This is a genomic window from Nocardia sp. NBC_01499, from assembly GCF_045040275.1.
Lineage (GTDB): Bacteria > Actinomycetota > Actinomycetes > Mycobacteriales > Mycobacteriaceae > Nocardia.
Genome location: NZ_CP109426.1, coordinates 8,312,742 through 8,326,717, shown reverse-complemented (window position 1 = coordinate 8,326,717; position 13,976 = coordinate 8,312,742). Strand labels below are relative to the sequence as shown.

Sequence of the window (13,976 nt, the reverse complement as noted above, 5' to 3'; positions counted from 1 at the left end):
TGGAGATGAAGAACAACACGTACATGTCAAAAGAACTTGGCGTCGATGTAAAGCGCGTCAAGAAGTATCTTTCCGAGATATCCACACAGTTGGGTTTGAAGGGTAATATCGACTATTCGACTCTAGTGCGAACGGCTCGCGAGTGGGGGGTTTCGGCTCAGGAATCCGAGCCGGGGGATGTGGATTACGAGCTCCACTTCGATTATCAACATAATCGAGTATCATTCACGGAAAACGAGTGGAGTATGCTTGAACAGTTCATGGAAGGCACAGCCGTCAGTTCGATAGTTGCCGGAGTTGGCAAACATGTTATCGAAAATCGGTTGAACAGCATTTCCGCCGAGCTGGGGTTGGATGATCGTCAAGCACTGGTAGGTATGCAGCAGCAGCTGGTTCGCGTGACCACTGGTGCGGTTACCGGGGGCGATGTAAGGACGGACGGTTCGAGTACCTTCGCCGGCGGTGACTCGACCAGTGAATTGTCGGGAAATATGTGCGGACCGCATACTGTGGCGAGATTGAGCGCGCGCACGGGTAATCAGAATATCGGCTTGCTGGAACAGATTGTCGGTCTCGCTGGAACACCGGAAGAGGACTTTATAGCAGCGATACCAGGAGAATTCCGACGTTATTCGCAACATCTGAGTATCTGCATCGAACTCACTGCGATGGCAGAGGGCTCGACGGCCTTGGTCGTGGACGAGCACGCGGTGAACAAGGGCGTCGGCGCGCACACGTATCTGATAACGCACGACGCGGACGGAATCTGGGTCGTCGACGAGGTTGTCGGTCCTGACGGCGTTCTGGTGGTGACTCGTGAACAATTCCGGCCAGGGCTGCTGCCAGAGTCGGCGGGTACTTCCGCCGTCCTCTTCTCACCCAGGTCACCGTCGGGCGAGCCGGGCGTGGCGGTCGCACCGCAGTTCGGTTTCGACTCACCGCTGGAAGGGCGCTTGGTCCGCAGCGGCGGAACCATCGGACTCACACCAGGCAGTCACAACGCACCGACACCAATCAGTGCACCGCAGCAGACGGACGACGGACACAGCGCGGCTGATCCGCTGCGACCACCTGCGACTGCCGCGGTGCCGCCCACGCTCACCCACGATCAGCGACCGCAATTCCGGCCGACAAGACTGCCAACTATCCCCGAAACCGAGGAGGAATCCCGCAGTGTTTCCCCGACCGGGGTCACGCCGGATTCCGGGACGCGCGAGCAGCACGGCGAAACATCGCAGGCGGGTCCTCATTTGGGCCCGCTCGAGATGACGCGTCCACCCGGCATACCCCTGGAACCCGGGCAGTTCGAGGACGTCCCCGACCACGTCTACGACACACCCGGCACCGAACCCGCGACCCGCGACGACCACATCAGCGATACCCCGCACGTCGACAGCAGCCACCAAAACACCGACAGCACAACAACTCCCACGATTCCCGGCCACAGTGACGGCACGGCCGCGCACACGGTCGTCACCGTTCGACCCAGTGCCGCCGCGTCCGGTCCCTACGATTGCTTCGACCACGCGGTCACCGACATCCAGCGCGACACCGGCAGCACCGCAATCCGACCGCGGTACCAGTCCCGCACCGAAATGCTGCTCGGCCGCTGGAAGCACAATCTGCCCGGCGTCTCACGGCGAACAGCCGAGAAGCGGGCCGGCGGCAAATTCCGCCCACACGCCGACGAGTACAGCATCGCCGAGCATCTGGAACGTCTCGGCCCCGGAGCGCAGACCTTGATCGTCGGCATACACCCCGACGTGAACACGAACGGAATCGGCGCACACGCCTACCGAATGGTCAACGACCGCGGCGTCATGGTCATCCACGACATCGACACCAGCGACCCCAACACCCCGAAACACACACGCCGAGGTCCCGGGCCCACCAAGTCGGCCGGTCTCTTCGCTATCCACTACACCGCCACCGGCGAAGTGAGCCCGATGCGCCTGAGCGGCGAAAGGTTCTCGAGACTCCCGCGCAACATCCGAATCGGCGCACCTGACGACCGTGCGACCGACGACCGTGCGACCGCCGCTGGCCGCACGCCCACTCGAACGAACAACCGAGCCGATAACGCGATACGCCCGTTCGAGCCCGAAGGTGACGACACTTACGCCGGCAACCACCTCCTCGAGACCATTAGGAAAACGACAAGAAGATTCGAACGAAAGGGCACAAGACACTTCCCACGCACCCAATTCGACCGCACCAATCTCCAACCACCCACACTCGCCGAACATCGCCAACGCTTCAATAGCCCCGCGCAGCTGGCCAAGCTATACCGACCGATCTCACTTCCGGTCGAAACAGTTCACTTCACTTTCTTCGATGGCAGCGAGGCTCTCACCCTCGTCAACGACCGAGGCGAAGTTATCCGACTACCGGTCGGCGGTCTCGCGTACGCGAACTTGGTCACCCCGCAATCCGGTCGTCCCTTCTACGACATCGTGCACCCGGACGGATACCACCTCTACATTCCTGAGCAGATGGTGGAGGATTTCGATTACCAGCCCGCTAAGGGTCACGGCTACGGCACGCTGACCTGGGACGTGGCGAGCGGAATCCGCATCCTCAGCCACAACGTCGCCAACGGCCAGGAAAAAGTCTTCACAACGGCGTACGAAGACATAGTAATCGTCCTGCCTTACGCAGGGCAGTCGCGAATGATCAAAACCCCTGGGGAGCCGGGCTGGTTCGTCGCTACGGTCCCTTACGATGTCCTGCCCGAAATACCCATACTGACCGCCCGACCGCACGCGAAACTGTACGGTTCGACCGGACGAGCACAACCCCAAGACGTGCGACAAACGGAATACGGCAATTGCCCCTTGCTCGCCCCGCTCAAGGCGATGGCTCACCGTGAGCCGCGGCTGATCGAGGAAATGCTGTGCATGCTGCACGACAACGGAGTCGACATCGTCTACGTCCGCCTCTGCATCGACAAAAAAATCGAATGGGTACCCGTCACGACGGCCATCCACGTAACACCCCGGACCGGCGATGGGCACTACATAGGTCACAAGCCCGGAGAACCGCTGTGGCCGGCCATGATCGTCAAGGCCATCGCACAACGCCTCAGCGAGGAAGACGGCTACTACGGCAGCGAAGAGGCAGCTATAGACGCGCTGGACATCTTCCGTTACCTGGATGTGGGCTTCTACCATCCCGACAACGGAGTACTGACCCAACCGTCCCGGGTCCTCCAGGACGTTAGCTACCTGCACCCACTCCACCTCGCCGCCGATCCCCTCCAGCGACTCGTCGGCGGCGACCCCGACTTCAGCCACGCGGTCGCCGACAAGTTCAACGACCCCCGGCAACAAATCTATGACCTGCGCGAGGCCAGGTGGCAGGAGTTACGCGCCGCCCATCCCGACGACCCCGACGCCGCTGACAAGGTTCGCGACGCCGCCTACGACGCCCGTATGGTCGCGTGGGACAAGTTCAAGCAGACCGAGGACCTCCTCTCACCCGCAGGCTTCCGTAAGTACCTCGACAAGCAGTTCCCCGGAAAGTGGCCAGCAGAGAAGGCCGCCCTCGAGAACTATCTCGAAGCGATCTACGGCGGAGAGACCGAGGAGCGAATCTTCCCGTCTCGCTACCTATTCGTCGCCGAGTGGATCGGCGAACGCATCGACTGGGCGCTGCGACGTGGCACCACAGTCACCCTGGGGACGTACCGGTTCCGAACCCGGGTGCGGGGGTTGGTCACCAACCATACGTACGCGGTCCTCGGTGTCGAACGCGACAAGACCGGTAAGCCGGTGAAACTCGTACTCGAAAATCCACACAACGAGAGTGGTGACTATGTCGCGCCTGAGCAGGGTATCGAATACGTCTTCGTTCCCGGCCGCGGCGGCATCATCACCGTACGTCTCGAGCACCTGGCGAAGTTCAACGTCATCGCAATGGGCGGCCCCGCCACGCGTGCCCTGTACGGCCCCGAAACACCCGACCCCGAAGCCTCCGACTCCGAAACCTCCGACCGCGAAACCTCCGACCCTGAAACGCCCGACCCCGCGACCCCAACCACCACGACCACCGGCCACCACGCACCACCGGTCCGACCCGACGGCAACCGGCAGCCCCGTCCCATCCATCGCACCGCGCCCGGCCGCTCCGAAACCGGGCGCAACGTCCACGTCCTGAACCTGGCCCGCACCGCCACCGGGCCTGACGCGCACCTCCTATCTGGCACCGGCGACAGCCTCCACCCCCGCGACGGCACAACAACATCCGCAACCGGACGCCGGAACAACACCACTGCGGGAACCGACGGCAGCACGCCCGTCCACCCCGGCGGCACCACCCATTCGCCCGGTCCCCATCCGCAGACGGACTCGATCGGCGCACCACCATCCGAGTTCTCCTCGGAGCCGCCGGCGTATGACGAGATCGGTTCGCGGATCGAGGAATTCACCCGCGCCGAAGTGCCTTGGGACGCGCCGCCGCCCTTCGATGCCGATACTCCCGCCCTGGACGCGAACCAGGACCAGCCTGCTCCTCCCGCGTTCTATTACCAGGCGTTGCGCCGGTCCGGTCTGCTGGTCGATGAGAACTTCTTCGACCGCGCCTCATACCGCGATGCGGGCAATGACCGTACGGAGTTGCGGCGGCAGCGTGCCGAGCTCGAGCGTCAGTCGAGCCGGGTCGCGGTGCTGCGTAGTGCGTTATTGATGCGAAGGCTTGGCAAACGCGGCAACACCAATATGCTGTCGGATCGCACGCAGGCAGAACTTGTCTCGATGGGTTTGAGCCGGTACGAAAGCGGCCTGGCCGAATGGGGTGTTCAACTGCGCGACAACAGGATCCGGCCGTCGTTGTCGGTCTCGGAACCGGAGCCTGGTGACCTCCTCAGCCAAGGGCTGTTGCTGATCCCGCTGCAGCGCCCGCCGGGGCTGGCGGGAACCGGACCAGATCCACGCGTGGCGGCGGTGTGGTGGCAGCAGCACGGCCGCCAGTGGTGGACCACCCTCGACTTCGCGGCGCGGACCGCGGCGCAACAACGGCAGCTGCTCACCGAGTTGCCCGGTCTGCGTAACGGGGAAGGCATACCGCGCGCGGTGCGAGATGAGCTGAACCGCGCCCATCTCCGACTCGAACTCGACCGGCTGAGTCACGCGCCCGCCGGCGAGACCGTGCCACAGCAGCGCCATCGGGACGCCATGGTCGAGGACTACACCAGGTTCGCGAATCTGCTGGTCGCCGCGGACCTGGAGGCAGGGATCACTACAGCGCGCCAAGGGCGTGCGCTGCCGCCGGTGCACCTGCTGTCCTTCACTCAGGACGACCGTGGTCGCGGGGCAGTGGTCATCAGTATCGGACCCGCGGACACCGCCGACTACGTGACGTGGCGGGTAGCACCGCCGGATGCGTCGCTCGAGGCGCTGACCGGCGAACTGGTCGACGCGGCAGAGGCCTGTGCCGCAAGTTCTGGAGCGATCCACGCGGCGGTGGTTTCCGCGGGCCACGACGACCTACACGGGCGCTCCGGCAGCAGCCATGGCGCACAACCGATCTCACCTGGGGCCGGGTTCTCCAGGTTGCGAAACCTCCGCATGCTGTTCACTGCTGTGAGCAGTCCCGCAGCGTTACGGCCGGGCGCGAGTCGACTCGGCGAGGCGATCATGGCGTACGCGACTGCCCGTCGTGCCGGCGGCGCCCGGTTGCGGGGAGTCGAGGTGTTTGCGTCCAGACCGCAGGCAGCGGCAATGATGCGGCACGTCGATCGGTCGATCGTGACGATTCACATGCCAGGGCAGTCTCTCCAGGCCACACAGCCCAACCACCCGGGCAATTGCGCACCACGTGCACTCCGCAAAGGGAAGAACTTCAACCCCAGCCTTCGCTACCGGACCCCCGAAGACGTTGTCGGACTGCCCGGTTGGAACGCCGCGGAATTGGAAACCGCTGCCAACGCGACGCTGCAGCACATCGACCCGAAGGTCCCCGACGCGCACGCCATCGTTGTCGACGCACTGCGCGACGCGGGGCCGAACTCGGTAGCTTTCGTCATCGACATCCTCCTCGCCCCCGACGAGCGTGGTTTCGGCGCGCACACCCTCATGCTGTACAACGCCGACGGGGAAATTCGGGTTTACGACCCCGCTACCAGAGAAGATCGCCGCATCGACAAATTCCGCTTCGCCCCAAGCAGTGGTACCGCCGTCATCGTCTTCGCCGCCACCGGTGAACAGCATTTCATACCGGACCAGTCCAACGACGGGGCTCGTGTCCTCGCCGATACCCTCATCGGCGCACCACCATCACCGACCCACGATGTCGATATCCATATGCCCGACGCTGCAGCGCACCCACGACGCGACAACCCCCGCGCACCCCCGGCCCGCTCGCCGCTCACGGACTGGTACGAAGCCAGCGAAGAAACGCACCTCTCGATACCGGAATTCGCCGAGAAATACTCCGGCACCGTTTACCCGGTCGGCACCGTGCTGCAGTTCGCGTCCTTCGACCCGGACGTCCTCGGATTCATAGCCACATTCGGACACGACGAATTCGGGCACAACTCGGTGACATTGATCAGCGAGACGGGCAACACCCGGACCTTGCCACCCGCCCACTTCTGGCAGTCACTCAGCCGAGGCAACTCGGTCCGCGACCTATCGGTGGTCACCGTCACCCAACCGCGCTTGCGTGACGGATACATCAGCCGCGTCGAGAGCATCGAAGACATCGGTGTCACACCGGGACTGCGGACGAAGATAGCGAACAATGACGTGCTGTCCGGAACCACAATAAGTTGGTGGGAACTCACCGGCGACGGACCAGAAGCCGTCTCCGCGGAAGTCCGCGCCGATGGCAAAGGCCTGGACATCCGCCGCTCCACAATCATCGGTTCCGTCACGATGTCCCGATCCGAGATCGATACCCACCTGCAGAACAATCAAATCCCCCCCGCCGCCATCACACTCCCCGCACCCGCCCGGTGGCACCGTCCGCAGGATAAACACGAGCTGCTCGAAGCCATCGCCCATGTCGGCGACCTATCCCGTCGGCAGGAACGATTGCCGGTACAGGTGGCCGAGCATATCCGCCGGAACCCTGACCAGTATGCCCCGCACATCACCAACGACGTACTCGACGAAATAACCGACTTCATTTCCCCCGAAGAACGGGCCGACCGGCGCGCCCGGCTATTGGAGGAGGAAATCAACGCCCTCGCTGAAAGACAGTTCACCGGCAACCGAATCATCGGCGACACCCGTCTGGACTTCGCGGTGTGGGCCACCGCGAAATTCAAAGGCCTCAACCTGATCCACTTCGACGATGATCGGATCACTCAACACATCACCAACAGCCCTTACGACACCTACGCCTTCCTCCGCCCTATATCCGACAACCCCGGATACGAAATCGGCCGCAACTCGGACCTGACCACATCCACCACTATCCGACCCAATCCACTGAACCGAATCGAACGCCTCTCACTCGAACACGCCGCCGCGGGCAAAACCCTTCCACAAACTGCCGAATTAATTGGAAAAATACACAGCGCAAAGAATATTACCGCGCGCACAATAGAAAATATGCGGCAACAGGCCATCATAAAACTAGAGACGCCTAACTGGCGGGACGCTGTCCGAGTGGCTCGCGAAAAGGGGAGTTACTTGGATGAATCCAACGTGAGCAAAATTTCCAGAGCGGAGTTGAATAAGCTACTCAGCCCAACGCAAAAGAAGTATTTCAGAGCATTCGAACGAGCGGGCTTCAAAGTAGCGCCGGCCGCGAGACAGTCCGGCGTAAATCAGAAATCAATGCACGAGGCCCTGAAGATTGGTACACGAAAAATTCTGGAGCTCGGTCTCACGTATCCTGTCGAGAGCGCACCAAGGCAATTCACCGTGCTCGGGATCAGAGAATACAAAGAGGCTTACGAAATCGCCCAGGCCTATGAATTACTCCGAGACGATGCCGGTGCCGAGGAATCGAATGAGCCCAGTTCGGGTGGAGCATCGGAACGTCCGCGAGCCGGGGGTTGGTACAGGGCAAGGCAGGACGTGTTCTCCTCCGTAACCGAGTTCGTCGAGAAGCTCGCGGGTGCCGAGTATCCGACCGGCACGGTGATACGTCTCGCATCCTTGGACGAACAGGTCCAATTCACGGCCGAGTACACGAACGGATCGGTGACGCTGACCGACGCCGAGGGCGACATCGAGACAATGGATCCTCGTCAACTGTGGGAACGTCTCGGACGCGACTCGATGGAAAACCTGTCGGTCGCAGTGACCCAACCAGAATTGCGGATCGGATCCGTCGTCCGCGTCGAAAGTGTCGAAGACATAGATCTCACCACACCGGGACTGCGGACGCGCATAACGAACAACGACCTGTTGTCCGGAACCATCATCACCTGGCGAGAAAACGTATACGGCCGAATAGTGACCGCACGCGCGAGAGTACGCGCCGACGCCAAGGGCCTCGACATCCACCGCTTCGACGACGACAACAACACAGTGGGCGACCGCGTGACACTGTCACGATCCGAAATGAGTGCCCATCTCGAGACCGAGCAGATCAACACAGCCACGATCACCCTGCCAACACCCACTCGATGGCACCACCCCCGAACCATTGACGAACTGTTCACGGCCCTGGATCGCGCCGGCGGCGTCTACCACGGCCAAGGCCCTTTGCGGGCGCGGCTGGCCGTGCATCTTTTCAGGAATCGCGACAGCTATGTCTCGCGTATCACCAACGACGCACTCGACGAATTGGCCCATGTGATGGCCCCCGACGAGATGAACACACGACGAGCCGAGCTGTTGGACGAAGAGATCGAAGCACTCCGCGAAGGGCGGCTCACCGGCAATCGGCTCGCCGGGGATGACACGCTGAATTTCGCACTGTGGGCAGCCGCGAAATTCAGCGGCGTGAACCTGCTCGCTGTTCAGTACGACCGGATCAACGAACACATCACAAGCCCATACGACACACACGTATTCCTGCGACGAGCACCCGACAGCGACGGATACGAAATCGGCTATACCTCGGCCAAATCCATACTAACTACCCTCCGACCCACTCCGCTCAAGAGAAGAGAACGGCTCGCACTCGAGCACGCTGCCGCAAACCTCAGCGCCGACGAAAGCGTCGAACTACTCAAACACACGGCCGATAGAAGCTCACGCAACGCGGTATACCATTCGCGCCGGCTGGCGCTCGCGACTCTGCAGGTGTCCGAACTGAAGGACGGCATTCGAGTTGCCCTTGAGGGGAAATATTTGGATGAGGAGGCTATCAGCGAAATCCGCACATCGAAGGTACCAGTCAACCCACTGATCGAAAAGCAACAAGAAGCCCTCAGAGCGTACGGGCAAAATAACTACGACCTCCACAAAGCCGCAGCCGCACTTTCGCTGACCGCAGAGTCTTCGCTGACCGCAAAGACACTGCGCAAAAGGCTGGAGAGCGCGGCCTATCACCTGCTGCCGCTCGAATCCGAGGAGTCCTCGGCAACCGCATCGGGGAAACCGACGCTGAATGCTGAGGTGTTCAAAGCCGCTTACAACGTCGCCAGGGACAAGGGTTTCCTGAGACGAGACGACCCAGCCGCAGGATCGGATCCCGGCCCGGTCACCGCGGGCCCCTCCGGAACACGCCAGGGTCGACCGACCGCACCCCCCGCCGACGGCAGTGCGCCACACGCACACTCCACCCGCATCGGTGCCGATAACGACCGCAACAACTGCGGCCAAGCCCTTTTCCGCTACCTGAACTCCCACTACCCCAACACCCGCCGCGACCGCCTCCCCACCGGACCCGCGGGCGTCACTCATGCCGACATAGAACAAGCCCTTCCCCCAGGCGCCCACTTCCACACCGTCGCCAGCAACGACATCATCACCGCCACCCTCCGCCGAGAGGGCCCGGCCTCCCGCGCCATCGTCGTCGTCAACTTCCCCGACGACTACGCCCTCGCCGACGAACACGGCATCAGCGCCCACACCTACCTCATCACCAACAATCACAAACTCCCCGGCAACACCACCACCCACGACCTCACCATCACCGACCCCAGCCCGCACCACACCGCGCAAACCATCACCAGAATCGACGTCATCTACCTCGACCACACCAACCACCCCGTCCCACCACCCACCGAACACCACACCCGCACAAAGCACCCACAACACCGCATCGGACTCGACGACAACCCCACCCACGGCCCAACCACCACGACCCACACAACCATCGACCCCAGCCACACGTGGGTCTTCCACGACCCCAAAACACTGCTGACGCACCCCACCCTCCTGCGTACCCTCGACCCGGACCGCGAGGGCGGCTACCCGCCCAGCACCCGCATCTACATCCGTGACCACCGGGGAACGCTGGAGCTGACCGTCACCGGCAACCGCGGCCTACACGCCCGGTATCGCTTCCTCACCAACCCAAACCGCAACGACGACAACGACTTCGTCGTCACCGGCAACGACGCCGAACAACGTATTCGCGATCACCTCGACAACCCCGACCGCACTGTCATCGGCGCACATATCGAAACGCCGAGCACCCATACCGCCGGTCCGACCATCGACGACCTGACCCACCACATCCGGCACAACACCCTGCCCACCGACACCCGGATCAACCTCCCCGACCACGCCACCGCCACCATTCTCCGCAACGGCAAAATCGAACTCGAGACCCAGACCGGGTCGAAATCCCTTCGCCGCACCAAATTCCTCGAGTACCTCGGCACCCACCCCGCCCCCGACACCACCAGCGTCACCATTCACACAGCGACACCACCAAACTGGAGCCGTGGTCAGCTGCCCGTCGCGACTCTCGCCGCCGCGCTCGAAATACGCGATCTTCAGCAGTTCCGTGACTCGCTCGCCGATGCCCTGAGCACTCACCGCGACGAATACCGCGACTACATCACCAACGACAAGATCGACACCGAACTGGCCAGTGGAAACACAGACCAGGACCGCATCACGCGAGCACGTGACCTAGCACTCGACCAAGAAATCGCCGCACTCCGCGAAGGTCACATCACCGACAACCGCTCCACCAAGTACCCCGGTCTCCCCTTCGCGCTCCACTTCGCCGCCGCCAACACCGTCGGCAATTTCGTCATCTACCACCGTCGCACCACTTACACCCTGACCAATAAAGCAACCATCGGCGCCCCCATCCACCACATCCGAGAAACCCCGGGTACCAACGGCATCTACCAATTCGGACAAAGGTCGAACAGGCGCTACAGCTACACCACAACAATCCCGGGGCCGGACCTGTCACGCCTGCAGACATCTATCCTCGAACACACCTACGCCGGTCATAAAACATACGGAGACATCGAGTATCACATAGTAAAAAGCGGAAAAATTTCTGGTATCGGCAGCCGCACGATCCCAAGCACGATAGCCGGGAAACAGACGAGCATATACAGAAAGCTCGAAGTCGCCAACCTGAACGAAGCGGCGCTCGAAGCCGACTGGTGGCAACTCCTCGACAAGACCGAGGTGGACAATATCCGCCAGCGGCGGCTGCGCGACGAAGCGGCAACACCGTCGACATCGACATCCCGGAAATTCGTAAAGATGGGAATTCGCCAGCGGGAAATACTCCTGTGTTTTCAGCAAGATATCACCGGCACCAGCGATATTGCCCACCACCTTTATGGCGGAATTACCACCGACCTCGAGCCGGTCAAGAACTCCATCAGTAGATCCAAGACCTCACTATTCGGGAAACTCGACATCGAACGACTTCCCAACGAGTCTTACGAGGCCATGTGCAGACGAGCGCTGCGCGAGACCCTCCGGCTGGCCGGCGAGAATCTGCTCGACGACGACACCAAAACCGCACTGACACAACCCCTACCCGGCGGCGGACCGACCGACGGCAGCAGCACGCACCCCACCAGTGATCAAGCACCCACCAGCCCCGCCACCACGGGTACCGCCGCTGTCGGCGAGACGCGGACCGGCGCGTCCCGCTTCGCCGCGCAGACCGACACCGTCGGCCTGCGCGAATTCCAGGCATTCTCCGGCGTCGACTATCCGGTCGGCACGAGGATCGTTATCCAGGCTCCCGGCCTCGAGCGGCACGTCGCGTTCACCGACGAGGGAGTTCGCGTCAGCGGCCCTGGGCTCGATGTGCCGTTCGACATGAGCATCGACGATTTCTGGGATGGCCTCGACAGTGTCGAGTTCCCAGAGGGTGCGGGCGGTGTCACGGTGGTGCAACCGCCGCTCGTCGGCTCGTTCGCCGACCGGGTGTGGAAAACCGGCGCTCTGCTGACCGAACTGGGCAAGTACACGTTCGGCGCGGGAACCACCCTGTCGTTGTCCGACGGATCGACCGTGGTCGTCCGCCACGACGGAAATTTCGAATACCGCACCACCGACGGCGACCTCGAAACCGACGACGCGATTCCGTCGACTCGTCTTCTCGGTATCTCGGAATTGGGCCGTCTGCTCGACCACCTGTCCGAGCGAGCGGTAAAGGTCACCCTCCCGGTACCGACGGCGTGGTATCAGATCCACGCCGGACCGGACTCCCTGTCCCACACCCTCGCCTATGTCCTCGACAACAGCGATCCAGTGCGATGGCGGCAGGACCTCGCCGGCCACCTCTTCGACAACAGGAACCACTACGCGAATTTCATTACCGATGATGCTCTCGATGCCGACCTGCGCGCCCCGGCCAACATCACAAGACCCGATAGGGCACAGTGGTTGGCGTCTCGGCGTATGGCATTGCTGCAACGCGAGATATCCGTACTCCTCGACGGTTCGGGAAGCACCGGCAGCCGGGTGGCAGGATCGCCGCACCTGGAATTCTTGCTGATGGCGGCATTGCGGTATAAGCGTATGAACGGCATCGTGCTCGATCCAGGACAGCTGCGAGCCGAATTCACCACCGTTGCCGGGCAGCCCTATCTCATGCTGCGGCGAACCGGTGACGGCTACGAGGTCGGTGTCAACGCGCAGGGCAGTCTGTTCTCGGCCGCGCGCCCCGCGGATCTGCCCGCACGGGAATCCGATGCGGTGGTAGCCGGTTACCTCGAGAACTTCCCAGAGCTGTCCCACCGGCCATACACACTGGAAGAAGTGCACAACCTGGTGCCACCGGGTACGTCCTTCGACGACCTGATGGCATTGCGGAAATTCTCCTATCGGCGCAACGGAATGCACCCTCCGACGCTGTCGCGGGAAAGCCTGGATACTTTCCTGGCGTCCCTGTGGGCCGCTCGCCGCACTGTGCGCGTGTGGCAGCAGGTGTACGGCGCATACCAGGGTTACGGCACGATAGCGGCGGCCCAGAATCCACGTGCCTATGTCGACGCCATGGCACGGATACTCACGAACCGCGCGCCCGGCCCCGCGCGAGTGTGCCACCTACAGGTGACAGCCGACGGGAGCGAGTGGCGGCGGGTCACCGCACGCGATCTCGGGACCTTGACGCCGGGAGATGTCAAATTCGCGAGGTTCGATCGGGTGAACTCGGCCCGCGACCCCGAGCGGCGCCGCGAGGACACGTTCAAGGTGTACATCAATGCCTTCGCCGAGGCGAGACCTCAGGTAGCCGCCGCGATCGTGCGCCATATCCTCGATGACCCGGACAACTTTCCGGGGGTGTTCTCGATGAAGGTGGCCGGACCAGAGTCGCAGCAGCTCGACAATATCGTGGTCCGCGTCAACGACATGGACGCCGTAGCTCGACTGACCGCATGGTTGCGCGCATACCAGGCCGCACACCCCGGGTCACTCGGCTGGGGCGTGCCTGAATGGTCCGAGCGCGCACTGTCCGGTAGCAGTTACGGCGCCGAAGCACCGAGCGCCGGGATCAGCTACGGCGGCTTCCGGTCCAATCTGGTTTTCCGAGCGCTCGAGCTCAGCCGTGACGGCGAATTCGACGACTTCTATGCCGAGGTACTCAACCAGTTCCGCAGCGGTGGCATCGATCCCGTCCGCATCTATCTGAACCTGCGGTGA

At 62.4% G+C, this 13,976-nt stretch carries 1 protein-coding gene (only partly in view); it reads left to right on the top strand.

Annotated features, from left to right (window positions below; all coding sequences use genetic code 11):
• Positions 1-13,976, top strand: the end of a protein-coding gene (locus OG203_RS38050; protein WP_405162039.1) for an alpha/beta hydrolase. Its footprint begins 39,868 nt before the window's first position; 13,976 of the gene's 53,844 nt are visible here — the last part of the coding sequence; its start codon lies beyond the left edge, outside the window; it ends in the stop codon at positions 13,974-13,976.